Raw genomic sequence first — 21,811 nt, forward strand, 5'->3', positions numbered from 1 at the left:
TGATGCCTCAGTGGTAGTGTTGCTCCGCGGTCACTTTCCCGCGGAATACATAGTAGGAATAGAGCGTGTAACCGATGATCGTCGGCAGCAGGAACATCGCGCCGACCAGCACGAAGGCCTGGCTCGATGGCGGAGAGGAAGCCTGCCAGATCGTGATCGAGGGCGGCACGATATGCGGCCAGATGTTGATCCCGAGCCCGCTGAAGCACAGGAAGAACCAGCCGATCGCGCAGGCGAACGGCAGGATGTGAATGCTTGGCCGTGTCAGGCTCCAGCCAAGCACGATGCCGAGACCGACCACCGCGACAGGAACCGGCAGGACGAGCGCGATCTGCGGCCACTCGGTCCATTTCAGCATGTAGTCGGCGTGCAGATGAGGCGTCCACAGCGAGGCCAGCACGATCAGGGCGAAGACGACGGCCGCGAGCGGCATCGACACTTTCCGGAAGGTGTCATGCAGCTCACCGTCCGTGCGCCAGACGAGCCAGGTCGATCCCAGCAGCGCATAGCCGATGACGACAGCCACACCGCAGAACGCGGCAAAAGGCGTCGCCCAGTCGAGGGACCCGCCGACAAAGACGTTGTTTCGAACCGGAATGCCCTGAATCAGGGTGCCCAGGATCAGGCCCTGGCAGAACGCCGCGACGATCGAGCCGTAGCAGAACGCATTGTCCCACAGCCACTGGCTGCGTGCCGAGCGCATCTTGAAGCGGAACTCGAACCCGACGCCGCGCAGGATCAGCGCCAGCAGCATGCCGATGATCGGGAGATACAGCGCGGGCAGGATGATGCCGTAGGCGACGGGGAACACGCCGTAGAGCGCGGCGCCGCCGAAGATCATCCAGGTTTCGTTGCCGTCCCAGACGGGGGCGACCGTGTTGACCATCGTGTTGCGATGGTCGTGGTTGCGCTCGCCCAGGAACAGGATGCCGACGCCGAGATCGAAACCGTCCAGCAGGACGTAGATCAGGATCGCCATGGCCGCGAGCACGGCCCATATGACGGGGAGCCAGAAGGAAGGATCAACCATTCGGGCTTACTCCGCCATGCCGGTTTCGGGTTGATGGGAGACCTGCGTCATGCCTGCCGCGCGCTGCGGCTCATGCGTATCCGGGCCTGTCTCGCCTTCATGTGGCGCATCGCCGAACATGCGGAACAGGATCGTGACGCCCGCCACGAACACGATGAAATAGATGATCACGAAGCCGGTCATGGACGCGGCCATGTTCGGCAGGGCTACGGTCGAGACGCTGTCCGCCGTGCGCAGGAGGCCATAGACCGTAAACGGCTGCCGCCCGACCTCAGTGGTGATCCATCCGCACAGGAGGGCGACGAAGCCCGCCGGTCCCATCAGGATCGCCGCCCGCAGAAGCAGGGCGTTGCTGTAGAACGTGCCGCGCCACCGCAGGAACAGCGAATAGATCCCGAGCAGCGCCATGAGCATGCCCAGCGCCACCATGATGCGGAAGCTGAAGAACACGATCTGGGACGGCGCGCGGTCCTGCTTCGGGAAGTCCTTCAGGCCGGGAACCTTGCCATTCAGGCTGTGCGTCAGGATCAGCGAGCCGAGAAGCGGGATCTGGATCTTGTAGCGCGTGGTCTCGGCCTGCATGTCCGGAATGCCGAACAGGATCTCAGGCGCGTGGTCCTCGGAAACCCAGTCGCCTTCCATCGCGGCGATCTTCGCCGGCTGATACTCCAGCGTGTTCAGGCCCTGCGTATCACCGGCCAGAATCTGGATCGGGCTGACGATGGCCGCCATCCACATGGCCATCGAGAACATGACGCGGACGGCTTCCGGCGCGTGGGTGCCGGTGCGCTTCGCACGCAGCAGATGCCATGCACCGACCCCGCCCACGACGAAGGCGACGCACAGGAAGGCCGCGAGACCCATGTGGACAAGTCGGTAGGGGAACGACGGGTTGAAGACGATCTGGAACCAGTTCTTCGGCAGGAACCGGCCCGTCGCCGCGTCGATGATGTAGCCGCGCGGGGTCTGCATCCAAGAATTGGACGCCAGGATCCACGTCATCGAGATAAGGGTGCCGATGGAGACCAGACAGGTTGCCGCGAAGTGCAGGCGGCGGCCCACGCGGTCGAGCCCGAACATCATGACGCCGAGGAAGCCCGCCTCCAGGAAGAAGGCCGTCATGACCTCATAGGCCAGCATCGGTCCAAGGACCGGCCCGGCCTTCTGCGAGAACTGGGACCAGTTCGTGCCGAATTCATACGACATGACGAGGCCGGAGACGACGCCCATCGCGAACACGACGGAGAACACCTTCAGCCAGTATTTGAAGAGGTCGAGATAGACCCGTCGATCGGTCTTCAGCCACAGCGCTTCAAGGACCGCGAGGTAGGCGGCCAGCCCGATCGAGAACGCCGGAAAGACGATGTGGAAACCGACAGTGAACGCGAACTGCATTCGCGCGAGATGGTATGCCGTCAGAAAAGACATGGAATTGTGCCGCTCCGAGGTGAGAGAGGACCGGGCGGTGCATACGTTCAGGCAGGCGGCCACCGCAGAACAGACAGACGCCGCAGATCGTATCCCGGACTGAGATCCGGACCGAAATTATTGATCACATTTTCGTGTGATATTGCTGGAAAGTCAATGAGCACCTTGGGCGAGAGGCGGCGACGGCATGCCGCCCAGCACGCGCGTCACGTCATGCGCCCAAGGATTGCCGGGAAGGTCGAGCGCGCCCTGCCGGATCGTGACGGGCAGGTACAGGCGGTCCGGGCGACGAGGCGCCCGGGGGAGAAGACGGCGCACCGCGACGATGGTCGCAGGATCGAGGCGGATCGGAACCGTGTCATCATTGGGATGGCGAATGGCCCAGTCGAGCCAGCGGTCGAGCATCGCGTAGGCGCCGTCGACCTCCAGTGTTCCGTCGCCATCCGGCCAGCGCGGAGCTTGCGATGTCAGTGTCGGGCTTGCGAAGATTCCGGCGAACCGCGCCTGCGCGCCGCCGATCTCCGTCTGGAGGGACTGAACCAGCAGACGCCTTTTCGTTTCGCCAGTGCGCGGTGCGACGAGTGCGATCTGTGCCGCCGGCGCCGTCCAGGGCCAGGGACGCAACCAGGCGGGCAGGGCGTCCGAATTAAGCAGGGCCGCGTGCGCGTCGATTGCGGCGATCGTCGTATCGGGTGCGGCATGCGGACGCCACAGCACCATGCCTGCGACGCCCCAGAGCGTCGTGGTGACCGGCCGTCCCCCGTCGATCCATGTCACGGCCAGTCGCTCGAATGCCACGTGGGCGTCCGGATGCGTCGTGCTTACGCCGCGCAGATGCGCCCAGCTTTCGCCGGCCCTGATCCATAACCGGGGCTGTGTCCCGGGAGTGCCGTCAGGCGTGTAGGCAAGCGCCTGATCTGGGCTCGCGCCGACGGTCAATGTCGCAGGTGCCGACGGATCAATACGCAGGATCAGGCGTGTCGCCCCCCATGCAAGGGTTCCATGGGGCGTGGTCCCATCAGGAGCAGGACCATCGGGCATAGGATTCGTGCCGGGCGGCAATTGGACCGGGCCCGCAACCCGGGGCGCATCGAATGTGAGGATTGCGGCGAGCGGCCAGCCGCCGTGATGTCGGGCCTTGAACGAGACGCTGAAGCCGTCCCGGCGCAAGGTCGCGATCGTCTCCGCAGCGCGGGCATCGAGGACCTGTTCCGCACGATACCAGAGCGCTGTGGAAACGACTGAAATTGCGGTGAGAATCAGGGGCGCCGCCATGATCAGGCTACGACGGCTCACATTCTTGCGCATTTCATCCACAGGTTCGATCCACATGAGGTCCTGCCGACACTGTATCCCGGCAGCCGGGCGTCAAAAAATACCCAGGCAGACAGGCCGGGATTGACGATTTGGCAAGAAATGGCGCTTTTCTGCGGCGATCGGGCCGGGAAAGATCCGAAGGCGGACAGACATGCTCGTTGAAACTGCCTGGGACAAAGATAATTTCCAGTCCGTGCGTTTCTGCAAATTCAGAGGCTTCCGCCGGAATTCACCCTGTCTTCCGCAGGCGTGCCCACAGAGTTATCCACAGGACGGGATTGACTGGGGACAAGATTATGTGCCTGAGAGAGGGAGTCCCAGGCGCCCTGCAGAGCCGCGATCAGGACGGCGCGCGATGCGCCTTCTATCGGCTGACCGATCACGATGGCAAGACGGCCAGGGCGTTTCACAAATGCATTGCGCCCCCAGAACAGCCCGGAATTGGTCGCGACCGGCACCACGATCGGCGCATGCCGTGCCATTGCGACGATGCCGGGCTGGAGCGGCACGCGCTCTCCCGGCCGGGTCCGTGTGCCTTCGGGGAAAACAATGATCTGCCGTCTGTCCGCGATCGCGGCTTCCGTGCCGCGCAGAAGCCCGCGGAGAGCCGATGCGCCTGCGAGACGTTCCACAGGGATCATGCCCGACAGTAGCAGCATCGGGCCGACCAGCGGCACTTTCGTCAGCTCTTTCTTCATCACATAGGCCGGGCGCGGAACGAGGTTCATCCAGACCAGCGTGTCGAACGCCGACTGATGCTGCGACGCGATCAGGCAGGGCGCGTCTTCCGGCAGGTTCTCGGTGCCGATGAGTTCGAGTTCGATCCCGCAGATATGGTGCAAGCCCGCGATCGTGGCTGCCGTCCATGCCTGCGCATAGCGCAATGCACGCTCGCGGCTGCCCGTCAGCCGGACCGGGATCGCGCCGATTCCCATGACGATCGTCAGCAGCACGAAGTACGCGTTGAACACGCAGGAGCGGAAGAATGCCATGGGCGCGTTCTTAGGCCATCGGATTGCCGCGCGTCACCCCGACCCATGCGCCGAGCAGCTTTGTGTATTCTCGCAGAAGCAGGAATGCCGTGGCGCGGGTTGCCGGATGGCGCAGCGCCGGGGGCTGGACGGCATAGGCGGTAAACCGGACATCCGGCGCCGCCCGACGCAGTTCGACCAGCGCGCGACGGATATGATAGCCGGCCGTCACGACGATGACACTGTGCAGCGCGTTCGCATGTGCCCACTGGGCTGCCTCCATCGCATTGCCGATGGTCGTGATGGCATGGCGTCCCAATGTGATCCGGTCCGACAGCCGATAGATGCCGGGTTCGCCCAGCTGGGCCAGCGTCGCATGGGAGCCGACCCCGCTGATGAGAAGCTGCTGGCCATATCCGTCGCGCAGGAGCGTGAAGGCGGCCGAGATGCGGTCCTGACCGCCGGTAAGGACCGCGATCCCGTCACAGCGGGGCGGCGGCGAGGGCGGGGTCAGCGAATCGATTGCAAAGACTGCAAAGCCTGCTGCCCAGAGCACGAAGGCGAACAGCATCAGCCGCAGGGAGAACCGCTGCCACGACATGCGCGACCGGCTCACGGCAGGCGACGCAACCAGAGCCGCACGTTGCCCTGCGCGGTGACCCAGGCCAGAAGCGCGGACGCAACCGGCAAGGTGCTGAGTGCCCACATGAGGGGCGGCGGCAGCAGGGCGTCATGCCAGGACAGGGCAACGTGCATCGCAGCCGCCGCACCTTGCGACGTAACGTCCGGCCCGGGCTCTTCCGTGATCGGGGCCGCGAGCCGGGCTAGTGCCAGCAGCATTCCCCATGCGAACAGGGTGCCGGGAATGCCCCCGACGAGACCGAGAACGAGACCGCGGCGCGCGACGATGCCGGCAATGTAACCGTCGCTCGCGCCGAGGTCGTGGACGATCTCGATCGGCACGCGCCGCACTCTCAGGGCACCGCGTACGGCAACGCCGATCATCACGACCGCGATCGCAGCCACCAGGGCCACCACACAGAATGCGCACGCCTGGATGCTGCCGGCGAACAGTGACAGGCGCTGGGTCCAGTGCCGGTCTTCCGCGATCACGGCATCGGAAGCCTGGGCGTGGATCAGGCCCTGCAGATCGGCATCAGGGGCGTTTTCGTTGCGTCGCACCTCGATCACCGTCGGCAGTCCCGCCATCAATGCCGGTTCGGCTGCCGACCCGCTGCCAAGCCACGGGCCGAGCAGTCGTGCGACGTCATCGGTCGGCAGCACGCGCGCCGACATGATCCCGGGTGCGGCCTGCAGATTCTGGATCAGCGGGTCGATCTTCGTTCCCGTCTGCGCCGGAAGCTCCACCATGGCGATGCCGCGCGCATCTCCAAGCCAGGACATGGCCAGCAGACGCGCCGCGAATGCACCGCCCAGCGCCAGGCCCGCCAGCAGGGTCATGCCCAGGACCACGGCGATCAGGGCGCGGTCTGGCAGTGCACGACCAAGGCCCAGTGCGTCGCGCGTGCGGTTCATGGCGCGCTTTCCACCATCTGGCCGCGCCCGTCGAGCACGAGCGCGCGGGCCGGGACAAGGCGCGGAAGGGCAGGGTTATGGGTTGCGATCACGACCGTCGTGCCAAGTCCCGACAACTCCTCGAACAGGCGCACGAGACGCAGGGATTCGGTTTCGTCGAGGGCATTGGTGGGCTCGTCGGCCAGCAGCAGGCCGGGGCGCTTGACGAGTGCGCGCGCAATGGCCGTGCGCTGTTGCTCGCCGCCCGAGAGATAGCGTGGACTGCGGTCCCGCAGGGGCGAGATCCGCAGCCACGACAGGATGGCGTCCACCTCCTCGCGGATCGATCGCTCCGCCATGCCGTCGAGCCGGAGCGGCAGCGCCACGTTGTCGAACACGGAGAGTTCCGGAAGCAGGCGATAATCCTGATGCACGGCGCCGATCCGCCGTCGCAGGCGAGCGGTCGCCCGGCGCCCGGCATGGGCCGGATCCGCGCCGAGGACCTCGAGCGTGCCGCGTTCGGGGGGGTGCGCGAGCTGCAATGCGCGCAGGAGCGTGCTCTTGCCCGCGCCGGAGGGGCCGAGCAGCCACCTGAAGCCGCCCTGCGGGATGTCGCAGTTCGCCTGGTCGAGCACGATCCGGCCTCGGCCTCCGTTCGCGGCCCCGCCGACCGTCAGGCACAGGTTGCGCAGGCGGATCATGGCGCGGCCGCACGCCGGCGGCGCGCAGGCACTATGGTGCTGCATTTACTGTCCGTTAAGGACTGGCCTTGTAGGAGAGGAGCGCCCATGGCGGCAGATCCGAAAAGCTTATTGGTTCGGTGCGCAGGCACCGCCGTCAAGTCATGTCGTAGCCGGAGCGCCGATGCGTGTAACCTGTCCCCATTGTGCGGCGCTCTATGAAATTCCGGACATCCTAGCGGCCCGACGGCGCCGGATGCATTGCGCCTGCTGTGATACGGTGTGGAAGACGGACGCATTGCCCGCGCCTGCGACGGAGTGGGAAGTCCTGCCCGATCCCGTCGCCGAACCGGAGCGTGCGGCGGACGAGCCGCCACTTCGCACGCCTGAGCCGCCGATTTCACAGGAGACCGACCGGCCACGCCCCGTCGAAGTCGCTGTAACACCGCCATTTGGCGGGCCCCGCTTCTGGATGGTGGCCTGGGCGGGGTCGGCTGTTCTGATGGTCGGAACATGCGCGGCGTGCTGGCGCTGGCAGCTGCCGCTGTCTCATGCCTGGCCACCGCTTGCGCGCCTGTTCGCGGGTCTGCACGCCGTCTTCTGACGGCCATGTGGCACGCGGCCACGGTCATACGTCCGTGGCGAACGGCCCTGCGCCGACCATTTGGTGTCCTGCGGTCGGCCGGGGGCGACTTACATGTTGCGGGCGGCGAGAGCCGAGATCGTGGCGCCGATGGCTGCAAGCGCCATCAGGAGAAACCCGTCGAAGATCAGCGAGGACGGGGTCATGAGATGTCCGGCCAGCGTGATCTGCTGCGGGATGTTGCCGGCCACGTGATTCATGACGTCGCGGGCCTGTGGATCGGCGTTGGGCAGGCTGGTCGTGATGGCATCGACCACGTGCGGCAGAAGCGCCCAGCCGATCCCCAGGATCAGCACCAGAGGTGCCAGCAGCTCGGCGATCTGCTGGCCGAAGTAGAAAACGAAGTAGCAGACCGACCACAGCGCCATGCGCAGGATCGCAATGACATTCGGGTTGGAGCCCGTGTCGTTCACGCGCGGACGCATCATGCGGGTGCCATATCCTTCTGTCCCGTGCTCGCGAGGCGGCATGTCCATCGGTTCGGACCTTATTCTGGAGGCGTCATCAGGACGCGCCGTTCCGCGGCAGGGGCCGGTGCGGCTTGGGGCTTCAGACCTGTCATTTGTCGTGTGGAGGTAGCCGTCACGCGCGGCAAATGCAATCGTGGTCCCGATGTCTGACCTGCCGCACAAGCCTGGACCGCATGGAGCAGCCCCGGAGCCGGCGGGTGGATCAGGGCTCCCGGGAAGCGGCTCCGACCGGCTGGTGGTCACGGCGGCCGGACGCGTGGTGAGCCTTCCGCTTGCCGCCATACGGCGGATCGAGCCTGCCCATGTGTTCGCGATGCCGCGCGATCCCGCGCTCGACGACCGGCTCTGGCATGCCGTGGTGGGCATGGTCGCGGTGTTCGGCGTGGTTCACGGCGTTGTTTCCCTGACGGTCCTGCTGAGCGGTGTCATGGTGAAGGGACCCGAGGCGCGCGTCTTGTGCCTGTCGTCGCAATGGCTCACGCAGGTCGGTGCGGGCGGTCTGATGAGGCCCGGCCTGGCGCTTCTGGTCGATTCCGTGATCGACGTGCAGAGCGACGCTGCCGGAGGAGAAGACGCCGTGATCGATCTGGCTCGCCTTCTGGCGGATGACGTGGAACACGCAGCATGACCATTGCCCTGAGACTGCTGGCGGGGTTCGCCGTCGGTGTCGCGCTGCTGCTGCTCGTGGGCGTCTATGCGCTGTCGCAGATCCGCGATGTGCGGCAGGAGACGGCCCAGATCGTCAGCCGTGACTTCTACGTCTATCGCCAGCTCGATCGTGTGCGTGATTCGCAGGGCAAGCTTCTGGCGCAGCGCCTGCAGATCCTCTCAGCCTATGAATCGGGGACGCTCCGGGACGATCCGTCTCGTCTGGATGGAATGGTGGCCCGCTGGCGCCAGGAAGCCGCCAACAACGAGAGCCTGCTGCGCGATGCATGGCAGGGCACGCTGATCGCCAGCCAGGACAGCATGACCCAGCCGCGCCGGGCCGCGTATCGCGATGTATCGGCCACCCTGTCGCAAACGCTCGCCGTGCTGCGCAAGAGCGAGGAGGAAGCGGAGCATATCTTTGCCGCCGTCCGGTCGGGCGATGTCAGCGCGGCGCAGAGCGAAGCGGTCAACGACGAACATCTGGAAGCCCAGATCGACACCTTGCTGTCGACGGCGGGCCTGTCTCTCGAAGGTGCGGTCGCGGCGGGTCAGAACGCCAGCGGCGCCATGTACGATTTCTCGCGCCGGTCGCTCCTGGTGTTGCTGACGGCAGCGGTCGCGGTCGCGGTGCTGGTGACGTTCTGGACGCGCAATGCGATCCTCGGGCCTCTGCATTCGATCCTGCGGACGATGGAGCGTGCCGGGCAGGGGGATCTGACGGTGCGCGCGCAGGCGAGCCAGCGGATCCGGGACGAGCTGTCGCGTCTGGCCGAGGGGCTCAACCAGATGATCGACGGTCTGGCGGACATCGCAGGCCAGAGCCGCCTTCTGACGCACGATCTGGACAGGGCCGTCGCCGACATGCGCTCGGCGGCCCGTGCCCAGACGAGCAGTATCGACCGGCAGTTCGGCGCGGTGCGGGAGACGGCATCGAGCGTGGATGCAATCACGCGCTCCGGTGCGGAAATCAGCCGCCATGCGCGTGAGCTGATCGCCCAGGCGCGGGGCACCATCGACATGTCGGCAAGCGGGCTGCAGGCGGCCGGCGAGAACGCCCGCGCGATGAGTGAAATCCAGGCGGGGGGCGAAGTCCTGTCACGTAATATCGCCGATCTGTCCGAACGGACCGAAGCGATCGGCGAAATCATCTCAAGCGTCACGGATCTGTCGGAGCGCTCGCATCTCCTGGCGCTCAATGCGGCCATCGAGGCCGCGGCAGCGGGAGAGCATGGGCGCTCCTTTGGCGTCGTCGCAGCGGAGATGAAGGTTCTGGCCGACCAGTCCCGTGCGGCGACGCGGCATGTGCGGGCCATTCTGGGCGACGTTCAGCGCGGGATCGACACGGCGGTCACGCTGACCGAGGAATCGGGCAAGCGGGTCGCGGCGGGTCAGCATCAGACCGATCTCGCCTCCGGCGTGATCGCGCGGATGGCCTCCAGCATCGAGACGAGCGTCCTGGCATTCCAGGATATCGCGGCGTCCACTGCGCAGCAGCAGGCCGGCATCGAGCAGGTCATGCGGGCGCTGACCGGCATCCGGGAGGATAGCGAGAATGCGGCATCGGGGACGCGCGAACTCGATGGCGCCGCCGCGGCACTGGGCGAGCTGTCGCGCCAGATGCTGGTGCTGACCGAACGTTACCGGGTCTGAGGCGCGGCAGTGGACGCGCTGCGTCGCGAGCTGCTGGCGGTCTTCGAGGGCGAGTATCGCGCCCACATGCGCGTGCTGAAGGCGCTGACGGCCCGAACAAGCGTCGATCCAGCGATGACGGCCGATGTCTTTCGACGCGTCCATTCCCTGAAAGGCGCGGCGCGTGCCGTCGAATATGCGTCGATCGAGACGCTGGCACACGGGCTCGAAGCCAGGCTGCAGGTGCTGGTGCGCGCCAATCGGGGGCTCGACGAGGCAGCCTTGCGCGATCTCGAATGCGGGCTGGATGCGATCGAGGCCGAGATGGAGCAGCCGAAGGCCGCACCTGTGGCCGAGCTGGACGCAGGCGACGCGCAGCCCGACATCGCAGAGCGCTACGTGCAGTTGCCCCAGGCCAGAATCGACAGTTTCACGTCCTCCTTTCGGGCCGTGGTCGCGGCGGTCGAGGCACAGGGGCGGATCTGGTCCGCGCTCGATTCGCTGTTCCCCGAGCGGACGCGTCCCCCGGCTGGTGAACTCGGCCGCGTGCAGCGCGCATTCGACATGATCCGACGTGACCGGGAGCTGGCTGACGGCGCATTGCGTGATGCTCTGGCACATCTGCGCGAGGACATTCATGCAGCGGCCCTCATGCCGGTCGGCGACGTGTTCGCGCCCCTGGCCGGCATGGTCCGGCAGATGGCCCGTGACATCACGGGACGTGATGCGGTCGACGTAAAGTTGTCGGGCATGGAGTTGAGCATCGATCGTCATACGATCCAGGCCATGCGCGATCCGGTGATCCAGATGCTGCGCAATGCGATCGCGCACGGCGCGGAGCCGCCGGCTGCGCGCCGTGCGGCAGGCAAGCCCGAGACCATCCGCCTTGCCCTTTCTGCCTCTGTCGAAGCGTCCGTGCTGATGCTCGAGGTTATCGACGATGGGCGGGGTCCTGACGTTGCGGCAATCAGGGCGCGCGCGGAAGTTCTTGGCCTCGTGAAGCCTGATGTGCCTTTGACCGAAGAGGCGTTGTTCGCCTTCGTGTTCAGGCCCGGCTTCTCCACGCGCGGCCAGGCCGACGAAATCGCCGGGCGGGGCATGGGCCTGTCGATCGTGGCCGAGCGGGTCCGCGCGCTGGGCGGTCATGCGGTCATGGCGCGTGGGCAACCATGGGGCACGATTGTCCGCCTTGCTCTGCCGCTGCCGCGTCGCGAGCGGGCCGTGCTTCTGGTCCAGGTTGAGGGGCAGACATGGGGCCTGGATGGGCTCGCTGTCCGCAGGCTCGGGCGGGCGCGTTCCGGCGTGATCCGCCGGGTCGATGGACGTGATGTCTGGGATATCGACGCACTTGCGCCGCCATCCGAGGACGCGGTCCGCGACGGCGGAATGCGCGTGCCGCTGGTTCTGCTTTCAGGGCTGGTGGGACGAGACACGGATGCCGTCATGCCGGAGGAGGGATGGCTTGTTGTCGTGTTGTCGGCGGGCGCGATGACGGTCGGTTTGATCGTGGATGCGATTGCCGATGCCCGGGTGTTTCTGGCCGAACGGGCCGACTGGCCCGGTCTCGATCGGGCGCTGGCACCGGAACTGTGCTGGCCGTCTGCCGACGTGCCGGTCCTGCTGTTGGACACGCGCGTCCTTCTGGCGCGTGCCTCGACGCGGCGGGATATTCTGCCAGGGCGCGATGCCGGGCCGCAGCTCACGCGGCTTCTGGTCGTCGACGATGCCGCGACCGTCCGCGCCTTGTCCCGCGTGGTGCTTCGGGCCGAAGGGTTCGTGGTCATGTCGGCGTCCGATGGCGGGCAGGCCCTCGACCTGCTGCGAACGGTTGCGATCGACTGTGTCATTACCGATCTCGAGATGCCGGGGCTGGACGGTGCCGGCCTGCTGGCGGCCATGGCGGACGATCCCGCACTGGCAGGCGTTCCCGTCGTCGTCATGACGGGGCATGATCTGGCGCAGGAAGCCGGGAATGATCCGGCGTCGCTCGGGCCGAACGTGCGGGTTGTCATGGCAAAGCAGGGAACCGATCAAAGACGGTTGATTGCAACCGTCCGCAGGGTGTTGGCTGGGACACAGGCGGGCGTCGGATTGCCCGACGCAGAGGGAGATCGAACACGGTGAGCGAAATCGCACCGCACATCCTGCTGGTCGAGGATTCGCCGACGCAGGCGTTGCAGCTGCGACGGATGCTCGAGCGTCAGGGATTCCTGGTCGAACAGGCCGAAAGCGGCGAGAGCGCGCTCACCATGATGGATCGGGCCATCCCCGATCTGGTCCTCGCCGATTACCATTTGCCGGGCATGAACGGCGGCCAGATGGCCCGTCAGTTCCGCATGAACCCCGCCACGCGCTCCATCCCGGTCCTCATGCTGACGGAGGATGCGGCCCCCGGACTCGAGCGCGAGGGACTGGAATCCGGGGCTGACGCCTATATCTCGAAATCGGCGCACCCGGATCTGCTCGTCCTGCGTATCCGCGCGTTGTTGCGGGACGGCTCGGACCTGATCGCCGAGGAGGCGGGACGCTTCCGGCGCGCGCGGATCGTGATCGTCACCGGCGCGAGCGAAGAGCGCGTCTTCGACGACGAAGCAGCCGACGACGTGGGCGATCTCCCGGAAACGCACGAGACCTCGCTGGGCGAGCTTCTCTGGCGCGACGGGCATACCGTGACCACGATCGAGGCATCCGACGACCTCACGGAAGGGGCCTGGCTGAGCGGCGACGACGGGCCGGATTGCCTCGTCATCGACCTGTCGCATGCCCATCGCGAGGAAGACCGCCTGCGCGCGCTGCGCCACGACGTCGGCTTCTGCCGCCGGCTGGATGCGCGGCGTCAGGACATCCTTGATGCGGGCGGCATCCCGTTCCGGATGCTGGGCATCATCGATGCCGGAAGCTTCCGTCAGGAATCCTCGGCCGATCTCTTCGAAGCGGGTCTCGATGATCTCGTGCCGAGCGATATCGCACGGGATACGCTGGCACTGCGCATTCGCGTCATGGTGCGGCGCAAGCTGATCCAGGACGAATCGCGACAGGCGGAAATCGAGCGTCAGGTGCGTGAGGTGGCGCTCCAGACCGCCCAGAGCGAGGCGCAGGCGATCGCGGCCAAGGCCGCGCTGGCGGAGGCGCTGGCGCAGGCGAATGCGGAACTCGGCACGACCAATGCGCGGCTGATCGAGACGCAGGCCAAGCTGGTCCAGACGGCGAAAATGGCGTCGCTGGGTGAACTGGTCGCGGGGATCGCGCACGAGATCAACAATCCGCTCGCCTTCACGCTCGCGCATGAAGGGACCGTGACGCGGTCGCTGGACCGGCTCCGGCGGCTGGAAGGAACCGATGGTGCCCCCGATGGCACGGATGACCGGATGCGGGCCGAGCGACTGGCGCTGCTCGATCGTGCGGAGGCCCGGATAGGCTCGATGCGGCTCGGGCTGCAGCGCATCCAAAACCTCGTGCTCAGCCTGCGCCGCTTCTCGCGCCTTGACGAAGGAGCGTTCCAGGAAGTGGACGTGCCGGAATCGATCGAGACGGCGCTGGCCCTGCTGGCGCACAAGATCGGCGGAGAGATCGCGGTCAGCCGGACGCTGGATGCACCTGCGATGCTTTTCTGTCAGCCGGCCCTGTTGAACCAGGTCGTGATGAACATCATTGCCAATGCGATCGATGCGCTGCTGGGGCGTGAGGACGGACGCCATGGCGGGCATATCGCGATCCGAAGCTGGCTCACCCCGGCCGATGGTCAGGCGCGCATGCCCTCGGGCGATGGCGAGGCGCGCTACGTCATCTCCATCAGCGACGACGGTCCGGGGATTCCGGCCGAAATCCGTGCGCGCATCTTCGAGCCGTTCTTCACCACGAAACCCGTGGGATCGGGCACCGGCCTCGGACTTGCCATCGCTTACGGCGTGGTGGAGGCACATGCAGGGCAGATCGTGGTCGACGATGCGCCGAAGGGCGGCGCGCGCTTCACGTTGTCGGTCCCGGTGATGTTGACGCGCGAAGGCGCGAGTGTCGCGAGACAGGCGAATCGTCAAAGCGAGGAGATGACGGCGTGAGTCAGGCGGGTACGAACGCTGTGAACCGGCGCGAGGGGCATTATCCCCAACGGGCGCAGATACTTCTGGTCGATGACGAGCCCGAGATCCTGGTCGCGCTGGCCGATCTGTTCGAGGATGATTTCGACCTTCTGACCAGCACCGACCCGCTCGCAGCACTCGACCTGCTGGCCCGCAATCCCGATGTCGCCGTCATCGTGTCGGACCAGCGCATGCCGGGGCTGAACGGAGACGCATTCCTCGCCCGCGCACGGCAGGTTTCGGATGCGAAGGGCATCCTGCTGACCGGATATGCCGATCTGGCGTCCGTCGCCTCGGCGCTCAATCAGGGGCGCATCCAGTTCTATGCGCACAAGCCGTGGGAAGCGGAGACGCTGGGCGCCATGGTGCGCGAAGCGGCGGCACATCACCGGCTCGAGCGTGCCCTGCTGACCGAGCGCGTGCTGTTGCGTGGCCTGATGGACAATCTGCCGATGCGTCTCGTCTTCACCGACGAGCATGGCGTGAGCATGCGGCGCAACGATCGGCCGGCTGACGAGGCCACGGCGCTGCCGGAGGAAACGGGTGCGGCCCCGTGGGAACAGGCGCTGATCGGCATGATGCGGGCGCGCGTGAGCGATGTCGGACGCGACGAGCGGCTGGTTCAGGATCCGCAGAACGGTCACTGGCACGAGATCCTGCGCGTTGCGCTGCCATGGCCGGAAGGCGAGGAGGCGCTGCCGCATCATCCGGCCTGGCAGGTGAGCATTGATCGCGATGTCAGCGAGCGCGTGCAGCTCCAGACGCAGTTGCGTCAGTCAGAAAAGATGCGTGCGCTCGGAACGCTGGCGGGCGGCATTGCGCACGATTTCAACAACCTCCTGACGGCGGTGATCGGCTCGCTTGAGCTGCTGGACGATCTGCTGCCCGAAGATACGACCATGCGGCGCCTGCTGGAGAACGCGACCGGCTCGGCGCGGCGCGGCGCGACGCTGACACGGCGGCTGCTCGATTTCAGCCGGCCGACGCCGACCACGCTGCGTCCGGTGGATGTGGCACAGCTTCTGCGCAGCATGGAGGACCTGCTGGCGCAGAGCATGATCCGGCCCGGCATGGGCAGTGCCGCCGAGACGGCCTGCCGGGTCGTCATGGCGCCGGTGCTCGAAGCGGTCCCGCTGGTGCAGACGGATGCGAGCCAGCTGGAAATGGCGATCCTGAATTTGTGCATCAACGCCCGCGATGCCATGGACCAGGGCGGGACCATCACGATCGCCCTGCATCGGGGCGAGATGGGGGCGGGCGATCCGATCCTGGCCAGCGGGCCGTATGTGGTGCTGAGCGTGCGTGATCAGGGCTGCGGCATGACACGGGAGGTCGCCGAACGGGTTTTCGAGCCGTTCTTCACCACCAAGGGGACCGGGCGCGGAACGGGGCTGGGGCTGTCCACGATTTTCGGCTTCCTGCGCCAGAACGGGGGCGACATCCGTGTGGAGACCGCGCCGGGCGAAGGAACCGAGGTGCGTCTGTGGCTGCCGTTGGCCAAGGGCGTGCCGGGCGCGCAGAACACCGAGTTGCCGGATGCCGCGCATACCTGTGTCGGTCAGTGCCGTGTGCTGGTCGTCGATGACGAGGCCATGGTGCGCCTCGTGACCGAAGGCTTCCTGCGTCGCGAGGGGTATGTCGTGGAAGGCGTGGGGTCCGGCGAGGCGGCGTTGGCGCGTCTCGACAGCGGCCCGCCGGTCGATCTCGTCGTGCTCGACCTGCTGATGCCCGGCATGAACGGGCGCGATTGCGGTGCGGCGATCCGCGCACGCGGCGGCCGGATGCCGCGCATCATGTATGCCAGCGGCTATGCCGATGCCGCGAGCTGGCCGATGGATGCGCCGGTGCTGGCAAAGCCGTTCACGCCCGCCGCTCTCAACGAGGCCGTCCGGCGCGCATTGGCCTGAGCGGCGTCCGCAAGACTTGTGATCCGGGGCGTCTGCTCTATCTCTTGGCAATCATGCAAGGCACATCCCAAACCCACGATCCGGTCGGCTGGCACGGCACGACCATTCTCTGTGTACGGCGAGGCGGCCAGGTCGCCATGGCGGGCGACGGACAGGTCACCCTTGGGCAGACCGTCATCAAGGGCAACGCGCGCAAGGTGCGTCGTATCGGGCCCAAGGGGTCGATCCTTTCGGGTTTCGCAGGCGCCACGGCGGATGCGTTCACCCTGCTGGAACGGCTGGAGGCCAAGCTCGAGCGTTATCCGGACCAGCTCGAGCGCGCCTGCGTCGAGCTGGCAAAGGACTGGCGTACGGACCGCTACCTGCGCCGTCTGGAAGCGATGATGGCGGTGGCCGACGAGCACCGCTCGTTCACGCTGACCGGCAATGGCGACGTGCTGGAGCCCGAGGACGGCATCATCGCGATCGGCTCGGGCGGCAACTACGCCCTTTCGGCGGCGCGCGCGCTGGCGGAAATCGATGGACTGACCGCAGCCGACATCGCGCGGCGGGCCATGCGCATCGCGGGCGATATCTGCGTCTACACCAATCATTCCGTCATCGTTGAAACACTGGGCGATGAGCGGACAGGAGTCGCTCTGTGATGGACGTTCCGAACTATTCCCCGCGCGAGATCGTCTCGGAGCTCGACCGCTTCATCATCGGCCAGCACGACGCCAAGCGCGCGGTCGCGATCGCGATGCGCAACCGCTGGCGTCGTGCGCAGCTTGGCGACGAGATGCGCGACGAAGTCGTGCCGAAGAACATCCTGATGATCGGCCCGACGGGCTGCGGCAAGACCGAGATCGCGCGCCGGCTGGCGAGGCTTGCGCAATCGCCGTTCATGAAGGTCGAGGCGACGAAATTCACCGAGGTCGGCTATGTCGGCCGGGACGTCGAGCAGATCGTGCGTGATCTGGTCGAGGTCTCGCTGACCATGCTGCGCGACATCCGCCGCAAGGACGTTCAGGCGCAGGCCGAGCATGCAGCCGAAGCGCGCCTGATCGATGCGCTGGTGGGCGAGAAGTCGTCGGCCGACACGAAGCTCAAGTTCCGCCAGATGCTGCGCAACGGCGAGATGGAGCAGAAGGAAGTCGAGATCCACGTCCAGTCGGACGCGCCAGCCGGCGCGGGCGACATGCCGGGATTGCAGCCGGGCAACGTCATCAACTTCAACGACATGATGAAGGGGCTGATGAACCGCGCGCCGCAGCGCAAGCGCCTTACGGTTGCCGCTGCCCGCGAACATCTGGTGCGTGAGGAAGCAGACAAGCTTCTGGACAACGATGCGCTGACCCGCGAGGCCGTGGCCCATACGCAGGACCATGGCATCGTGTTCATCGACGAGATCGACAAGGTGTGCGCGCGCTCGTCGGAAGGCGGGTTCCGGGGCGGCGATGTTTCGCGCGAAGGCGTGCAGCGCGACCTGCTGCCGCTGATCGAGGGCACGACGGTCTCGACCAAGTATGGCCCGGTCAAGACGGACCACATCCTGTTCATCGCCTCCGGCGCGTTCCATCTCGCCAAGCCGTCCGATCTTCTGCCGGAACTGCAGGGGCGACTGCCGATCCGCGTCGAGCTGTCCGGGCTGTCGCGCAGCGATCTGAGGCGGATCCTGCAGGAGCCCGAGCACTCGCTGCTCAAGCAGTATGTCGCGTTGATGAGGACGGAAGGCGTCCTGCTCGACTTCGACGAATCCGCGGTCGAGGCGCTTGCCGATCTCGCGGCCGATATCAACGAGCGCGTCGAGAACATCGGCGCGCGTCGTCTCGCCACCGTGCTGGAGCGGCTTCTGGAAGAGGTGTCGTTCTCGGCGTCCGACCGTTCGGGCGAGACAGTGACGATCACGGCATCCGACGTGCGTGATCGCGTGGCGCCGCTGGCCCAGAAGGGCGATCTGAGCCGGTTCATTCTGTGAGCGGTGTGATTGACGGTCCCTGGGTCGCGCCGGAGGATGACACGGCATCGGCGGCGATCGCGGAGATCGGTGCCGAGCTGGACATGTTCGATGAGTGGATGGAGCGCTACCAGTACATCATCGAGCTCGGCCGGAAGCTGCCGCCGTTTCCATCCGACTGGATGAACGATGCCCATCGTGTGCCGGGCTGCCAGAGTCAGGTCTGGCTCGAGGCACGCGAGCAGGATGGACGCCTGTGGTTCGCGGGCGCGTCGGATGCGGCGATCGTCTCCGGGCTGGTGGCCCTTCTGCTGCGCGTCTATTCCGGCCGGCCGCAGTCGGAAATCCTGGAAACCTCCCCGCAGTTCCTGCGCGATCTCGGGCTGGTTCAGGCACTGTCCACCAACCGCGGAAACGGGGTCGAGGCGATGGCCGCCGCGATCCGGGCGCGGGCTGCGGCTGCCTGATGCGATTAACGCCCCGGCCGGTGGCGGCACTCGCTCTGCTGGCATGGGCGTCCGTTGCCTGTGCGGGCGGGTTCGACGTCACCGTGCTCGGCGCGCGGGGCGGGCTCGAGGATGGGAATCTCAGCGCCTATCTCGTTCAGCCGATCGGAGACGACCGCGCGGTTCTATGCGATGCGGGAACCGTCCTTGGAGGGCTGGAAGCGGCTCAGCGACAGGGGGCGCTCGACCATATCGCGATGCCGCAGGCAGCCGGTCTGACCAGGCCTGGCTATGTCGCGCGAACGATCGTCCGAGGGTATCTCATCAGTCACGCGCATCTGGACCATATCGCGGGTCTGGTCGCGATCGCGCCGGATGATGCGGCCAAGCCCATCTATGCGCTGCGCAGTGTCAATGACACGCTCGCGCGCAACGTCTTCAACTGGGCCGTGTGGCCCAATGCCGGCGATCGCGGCACGCCACCGCTGTTGCGCCAATATCACTACCAGGATCTCGTCGCCGGCCAGGGCGTGCCCGTGCGGGGAACGGCTCTCACGATCACGGCGTTCCCGCTCAGCCACGGCTCTGTCGAATCCACCGCGTTCCTGATCGAGGGCGGCCGCAATGCGATGCTCTATCTGGGTGACACCGGCGCCGATGCCATCGAGAAAAGCACCCATCTGCATGATGTCTGGCAGGCCGTGGCACCACTCATCCGGGCCAGACGACTTCGCGGCATCATCATCGAATGTTCCTATGACGATGCGCGGCCGGACCGGCTGCTGTTCGGCCACCTGACGCCTCGCTGGCTGACGAGCGAACTGGGCGACCTCCAGACGGTGGCGGGCGTTTCACTGCGCGGCCTGCCTGTGCTGGTAGCCCACATGAAGCCGTCGATGCGTGTCGGGCCACGCCCGGAAACCGTTATCATGTCCGAACTGGCGGCCCATGATACGACGGGTGTCAGGTTCATTCCCGCCGAGCAGGGGCTTCGGCTGCTGTGGAAATGATCCCAGGTATTTCCGATGTGCTTCAGAGCACGGATCTCATGAAGCGCCGGACGGTGCATGATGGCGCTGACAAGGTCGCATTCGATAAAGATATGGACCAAGTCGTGTTCTGGCGCTCCGGCGCGGGCGATCGGCCCGGCCGGAGCTGACAAGGCCGTCGGGTCTGCTGCCTCAGGCCGGGTTGGCACCGGCTGTCGAGCACTTGGTGAACTTGCCTTTGGCATCACGGCACTTGGTCGGCTTCTTCACGGTCTCGCACTTGGTGAACTTGCCCTTCGCGTCGCGACACGGTGCCGCATGCGCTGCGAGCGACGTGCTGGCCATGATGGCGGCGGAGGCGAAGACGAGAGCCAGCTTGCGGATCATCGGAATGATTTCCTTCAGTCGTGCAGTTGACGCGCGGGCCCGAGCCCAGGACGCGTGTTCGTTTCCGACAGGAAACGGAACGGATGGAAGAATTGTGGGGCGCGAAGCTTGTGTTTCACAAGTCCCCGGCTGCCGTATCAGTTGCCGAAACCGTCATCACGGGTGGAATTGGCCAACGCAAAACTGAAATGCGCCGAGTAGGTGGCGGAGACAGGCTGCTCGTTCTGCATGGCGGGATAGTAGCGGGCCCCATTGAGATAGGTGAGTACCGCCGCATCCAGATCGGAGTCGCTGCCGGTCGCCACGCAATCATGCGGCACGCCCTGTACATCGATCGTGCAATGGGCCTCGATCGAGCCGCGTGCGTCGCGGTCGATTGCGGCCTTCGGATAGACCAGACGATGGCTGTGCCAGTGGTCGAACAGGGGCAGATCGATCCGCTTCTGGACCGGCGTCAGACGGAATACGACCCGGATCGTCCTGTGACTGGGTTTCGCGACACCGTCTTCCAGAGAAGGCAGATAACGCGCTTCGCTGGCATAGAGCAGGGCAGGCTGGACAAAGACGGGATCGCTTGCGCCGGCCGGTGCGCACCGTGTCGCGCGTCCCTCTGCGGCGATGTCGCATTCCACGCTTCCCACGCCCTCCTGACGACGTTCGAGCGCTGCGGGCGGATAGGGGACCGTGTGACTGCGGGCATGGTCGATCCGCGCAATGTCATCGTTGCTGTCGTCATCATGGGCCTGCGCAACACCGAGCATCCAGCAGAACGGCAGGAGCCATAGTGCACGATACATGGGGCGTCCCTCTCATCGAGGCCAGGCCGACAGCGGCAGGCTCACGGTTTCATGCATAGTTTGTCACGATTGCACGGAAAAGGCGTCGATGCCGCCTTTCACAGGCACGTAAAGTACCGCAGGCGTTCGGGCGGCCGAAAGCGCTTCGCCCCGAGTTACTGACCGAACCCGTCATCCGGCGCCTGCTTCACGTTCACTGAAAACGGATGCACGTAGGGGGCCTCGACAGGCGCCCCGTCACGGATGGACGGGAAAAAGTGAGCGGTCGCGATGAACTGCGACAGCGATCTGGAAAATGCGGGCCAGTCCGAGGTGACCGAGCATTCCCGCTGGTGGCCGGACGCATCGACGATGCAATGCACCTGCGCATGGGCCCAGCCGGATGACGGCCCGGTGTCCTGTGCAGTCAGATGTGGGAGCGGCATCGGGGGCGATGCCATGTAGTCGATCGCAGGTTCAGTCTGCGTCCGGGCATGTTTCGGCCACGGATAGGCAAAGTTGATGAAGATTTCAGCGTGCCCAGGCACAGGCAGGCCATTGTGCAAGGCAGGCAGATAGCGAGCATGCAACGCGTATTGCAGCACCGTATCGGCGAAGATGGGCAGACTGGCGGACACCACCTTGCAGGCTGACGCGCGCCCGTCCGCGGTCACGTCGCAGCTGACCTTGGCCTCGCCTGCGACCTGTGCCGCAAGCGCCTGCGCCGGATAGGCCGGTGCAGGCGTCAGTGCCGGATTGATGCGCGCATTGTCCTCGTTGCTGCCGGCGTCGGCCAGCGCCACGCCACTCTGCGAAAGCGAGAGGCCGACGAGGGCAGCCCCCAGTGCCGTGCGATATCTCGCAGCCGGTGAAACGCCGGAGTCAGGAAGAAGAGTGGTGATGAAGCGCATGTGTTCTTTGTAATGGCTTCGTATCGTGACCACCAGATCCGGTCAT

General features: G+C 66.0%; 21 protein-coding genes. 10 read left to right on the forward strand and 11 right to left on the reverse strand.

Annotated features, from left to right (window positions below; all coding sequences use genetic code 11):
• Nucleotides 1-7: 7 nt before the first annotated feature.
• From cydB to B8446_RS05180, 7 genes are all read right to left on the reverse strand, one after another.
• Complete coding sequence (cydB, locus tag B8446_RS05150; RefSeq protein WP_048847861.1) at nucleotides 8-1,030, reverse strand: cytochrome d ubiquinol oxidase subunit II; 1,023 nt, start codon at nucleotides 1,028-1,030, stop codon at nucleotides 8-10.
• Nucleotides 1,031-1,036: 6 nt separating this feature from the next.
• On the reverse strand, nucleotides 1,037-2,458 hold the full coding sequence (locus B8446_RS05155) for a cytochrome ubiquinol oxidase subunit I (RefSeq protein ID WP_048847863.1): 1,422 nt from the start codon (nucleotides 2,456-2,458) through the stop codon (nucleotides 1,037-1,039).
• A 153-nt stretch (nucleotides 2,459-2,611) separates the two neighbouring features.
• Nucleotides 2,612-3,754: a DUF2125 domain-containing protein gene (locus B8446_RS05160; RefSeq protein ID WP_158507524.1), complete on the reverse strand. Its 1,143-nt coding sequence runs from the start codon at nucleotides 3,752-3,754 to the stop codon at nucleotides 2,612-2,614.
• 230 nt (nucleotides 3,755-3,984) lie between these two features.
• Complete coding sequence (locus B8446_RS05165) at nucleotides 3,985-4,767, reverse strand: lysophospholipid acyltransferase family protein (protein ID WP_048847867.1); 783 nt, start codon at nucleotides 4,765-4,767, stop codon at nucleotides 3,985-3,987.
• 10 nt (nucleotides 4,768-4,777) lie between these two features.
• Entirely contained in the window at nucleotides 4,778-5,347 is a 570-nt protein-coding gene (locus B8446_RS05170) for a YdcF family protein (RefSeq protein ID WP_048847869.1), read from the reverse strand.
• Between the two features lie 11 nt (nucleotides 5,348-5,358).
• The gene (locus B8446_RS05175) at nucleotides 5,359-6,282 is read right to left on the reverse strand and encodes a cell division protein FtsX (protein ID WP_048847871.1); all 924 of its coding nucleotides are present in this window, start codon (nucleotides 6,280-6,282) and stop codon (nucleotides 5,359-5,361) included.
• Nucleotides 6,279-6,962 (reverse strand): cell division ATP-binding protein FtsE, encoded by a 684-nt coding sequence (locus B8446_RS05180; RefSeq protein ID WP_048848071.1) that lies wholly within the window; start codon nucleotides 6,960-6,962, stop codon nucleotides 6,279-6,281. Before B8446_RS05180 ends, B8446_RS05175 begins: the two co-directional genes overlap by 4 nt.
• Before the next feature lie 163 nt (nucleotides 6,963-7,125).
• On the opposite strand from B8446_RS05180, the gene B8446_RS16230 reads away from it, so the two are divergent.
• Nucleotides 7,126-7,545 carry a zinc-ribbon domain-containing protein gene (locus B8446_RS16230; protein WP_158507525.1) on the forward strand — a complete coding sequence of 140 codons (420 nt, stop codon included), beginning with the start codon at nucleotides 7,126-7,128 and terminating at the stop codon, nucleotides 7,543-7,545.
• Between the two features lie 89 nt (nucleotides 7,546-7,634).
• Here the strand turns inward: B8446_RS16230 and B8446_RS05190 are convergent, their stop codons facing one another.
• Nucleotides 7,635-8,009 carry a hypothetical protein gene (locus tag B8446_RS05190; RefSeq protein WP_373277129.1) on the reverse strand — a complete coding sequence of 125 codons (375 nt, stop codon included), beginning with the start codon at nucleotides 8,007-8,009 and terminating at the stop codon, nucleotides 7,635-7,637.
• Between the two features lie 187 nt (nucleotides 8,010-8,196).
• Between B8446_RS05190 and B8446_RS05195 the strand changes: the two genes are divergently transcribed.
• The 9 genes from B8446_RS05195 to B8446_RS05235 are packed head-to-tail and all read left to right on the forward strand — an operon-like array spanning nucleotide 8,197 to nucleotide 19,712.
• Nucleotides 8,197-8,682 carry a hypothetical protein gene (locus B8446_RS05195; protein WP_148505844.1) on the forward strand — a complete coding sequence of 162 codons (486 nt, stop codon included), beginning with the start codon at nucleotides 8,197-8,199 and terminating at the stop codon, nucleotides 8,680-8,682.
• Complete coding sequence (locus tag B8446_RS05200) at nucleotides 8,679-10,355, forward strand: methyl-accepting chemotaxis protein (protein WP_048847878.1); 1,677 nt, start codon at nucleotides 8,679-8,681, stop codon at nucleotides 10,353-10,355. Before B8446_RS05195 ends, B8446_RS05200 begins: the two co-directional genes overlap by 4 nt.
• A gap of 9 nt (nucleotides 10,356-10,364) precedes the next feature.
• Complete coding sequence (locus tag B8446_RS05205; RefSeq protein ID WP_048847880.1) at nucleotides 10,365-12,458, forward strand: ATP-binding response regulator; 2,094 nt, start codon at nucleotides 10,365-10,367, stop codon at nucleotides 12,456-12,458.
• The gene (locus B8446_RS05210) at nucleotides 12,455-14,392 is read left to right on the forward strand and encodes an ATP-binding protein (RefSeq protein WP_241767638.1); all 1,938 of its coding nucleotides are present in this window, start codon (nucleotides 12,455-12,457) and stop codon (nucleotides 14,390-14,392) included. The genes B8446_RS05205 and B8446_RS05210 overlap by 4 nt, the downstream gene beginning before the upstream one ends.
• A complete protein-coding gene (locus tag B8446_RS05215) occupies nucleotides 14,389-16,320 on the forward strand; it encodes a response regulator (protein ID WP_241767639.1) in 1,932 nt (643 codons plus the stop codon). Before B8446_RS05210 ends, B8446_RS05215 begins: the two co-directional genes overlap by 4 nt.
• A 53-nt stretch (nucleotides 16,321-16,373) precedes the next feature.
• Nucleotides 16,374-16,964, forward strand: coding sequence for an ATP-dependent protease subunit HslV (hslV, locus tag B8446_RS05220; protein WP_048848075.1), 591 nt, complete (start codon nucleotides 16,374-16,376; stop codon nucleotides 16,962-16,964).
• Complete coding sequence (gene hslU, locus B8446_RS05225; protein ID WP_048847883.1) at nucleotides 16,964-18,277, forward strand: ATP-dependent protease ATPase subunit HslU; 1,314 nt, start codon at nucleotides 16,964-16,966, stop codon at nucleotides 18,275-18,277. The genes hslV and hslU overlap by 1 nt, the downstream gene beginning before the upstream one ends.
• A 5-nt stretch (nucleotides 18,278-18,282) precedes the next feature.
• Nucleotides 18,283-18,723, forward strand: a complete 441-nt coding sequence (locus B8446_RS05230; RefSeq protein WP_084712096.1) for a SufE family protein — start codon at nucleotides 18,283-18,285, stop codon at nucleotides 18,721-18,723.
• The gene (locus tag B8446_RS05235) at nucleotides 18,723-19,712 is read left to right on the forward strand and encodes an MBL fold metallo-hydrolase (protein WP_048847886.1); all 990 of its coding nucleotides are present in this window, start codon (nucleotides 18,723-18,725) and stop codon (nucleotides 19,710-19,712) included. The genes B8446_RS05230 and B8446_RS05235 overlap by 1 nt, the downstream gene beginning before the upstream one ends.
• Nucleotides 19,713-19,883: 171 nt before the next feature.
• Here B8446_RS05235 and B8446_RS05240 read toward each other — a convergent pair whose 3' ends face one another.
• The 3 genes from B8446_RS05240 to B8446_RS05250 all read right to left on the reverse strand — a co-directional run bounded on the left by B8446_RS05240 (nucleotide 19,884) and on the right by B8446_RS05250 (nucleotide 21,765).
• Nucleotides 19,884-20,078, reverse strand: coding sequence for a hypothetical protein (locus B8446_RS05240; RefSeq protein ID WP_048847888.1), 195 nt, complete (start codon nucleotides 20,076-20,078; stop codon nucleotides 19,884-19,886).
• 137 nt (nucleotides 20,079-20,215) lie between these two features.
• On the reverse strand, nucleotides 20,216-20,875 hold the full coding sequence (locus B8446_RS05245) for an energy transducer TonB (RefSeq protein ID WP_048847890.1): 660 nt from the start codon (nucleotides 20,873-20,875) through the stop codon (nucleotides 20,216-20,218).
• A 155-nt stretch (nucleotides 20,876-21,030) separates the two neighbouring features.
• Nucleotides 21,031-21,765 (reverse strand): energy transducer TonB, encoded by a 735-nt coding sequence (locus tag B8446_RS05250; RefSeq protein WP_048847892.1) that lies wholly within the window; start codon nucleotides 21,763-21,765, stop codon nucleotides 21,031-21,033.
• Between the last annotated feature and the right edge of the window lie 46 nt (nucleotides 21,766-21,811).

Origin of the sequence: Tanticharoenia sakaeratensis NBRC 103193 (assembly GCF_000963885.1) — a bacterium.
Taxonomy (GTDB): Bacteria; Pseudomonadota; Alphaproteobacteria; order Acetobacterales; family Acetobacteraceae; genus Tanticharoenia; species Tanticharoenia sakaeratensis.

What these genes read in the sequence shown, in the direction of transcription:
- cydB (WP_048847861.1), bottom strand. Translation starts at nt 1,030, where the DNA reads ATGGTTGATCCTTCCTTCTGGCTCCCCGTCATATGGGCCGTGCTCGCG.
- B8446_RS05155 (WP_048847863.1), bottom strand. Translation starts at nt 2,458, where the DNA reads ATGTCTTTTCTGACGGCATACCATCTCGCGCGAATGCAGTTCGCGTTC.
- B8446_RS05190 (WP_373277129.1), bottom strand. Translation starts at nt 8,009, where the DNA reads ATGCGTCCGCGCGTGAACGACACGGGCTCCAACCCGAATGTCATTGCG.
- B8446_RS05165 (WP_048847867.1), bottom strand. Translation starts at nt 4,767, where the DNA reads ATGGCATTCTTCCGCTCCTGCGTGTTCAACGCGTACTTCGTGCTGCTG.
- B8446_RS05180 (WP_048848071.1), bottom strand. Translation starts at nt 6,962, where the DNA reads ATGATCCGCCTGCGCAACCTGTGCCTGACGGTCGGCGGGGCCGCGAAC.
- hslV (WP_048848075.1), top strand. Translation starts at nt 16,374, where the DNA reads ATGCAAGGCACATCCCAAACCCACGATCCGGTCGGCTGGCACGGCACG.
- B8446_RS05245 (WP_048847890.1), bottom strand. Translation starts at nt 20,875, where the DNA reads ATGTATCGTGCACTATGGCTCCTGCCGTTCTGCTGGATGCTCGGTGTT.
- B8446_RS05250 (WP_048847892.1), bottom strand. Translation starts at nt 21,765, where the DNA reads ATGCGCTTCATCACCACTCTTCTTCCTGACTCCGGCGTTTCACCGGCT.
- B8446_RS05175 (WP_048847871.1), bottom strand. Translation starts at nt 6,282, where the DNA reads ATGAACCGCACGCGCGACGCACTGGGCCTTGGTCGTGCACTGCCAGAC.
- B8446_RS16230 (WP_158507525.1), top strand. Translation starts at nt 7,126, where the DNA reads ATGCGTGTAACCTGTCCCCATTGTGCGGCGCTCTATGAAATTCCGGAC.
- B8446_RS05200 (WP_048847878.1), top strand. Translation starts at nt 8,679, where the DNA reads ATGACCATTGCCCTGAGACTGCTGGCGGGGTTCGCCGTCGGTGTCGCG.
- hslU (WP_048847883.1), top strand. Translation starts at nt 16,964, where the DNA reads ATGGACGTTCCGAACTATTCCCCGCGCGAGATCGTCTCGGAGCTCGAC.
- B8446_RS05235 (WP_048847886.1), top strand. Translation starts at nt 18,723, where the DNA reads ATGCGATTAACGCCCCGGCCGGTGGCGGCACTCGCTCTGCTGGCATGG.
- B8446_RS05195 (WP_148505844.1), top strand. Translation starts at nt 8,197, where the DNA reads ATGTCTGACCTGCCGCACAAGCCTGGACCGCATGGAGCAGCCCCGGAG.
- B8446_RS05170 (WP_048847869.1), bottom strand. Translation starts at nt 5,347, where the DNA reads ATGTCGTGGCAGCGGTTCTCCCTGCGGCTGATGCTGTTCGCCTTCGTG.
- B8446_RS05240 (WP_048847888.1), bottom strand. Translation starts at nt 20,078, where the DNA reads ATGATCCGCAAGCTGGCTCTCGTCTTCGCCTCCGCCGCCATCATGGCC.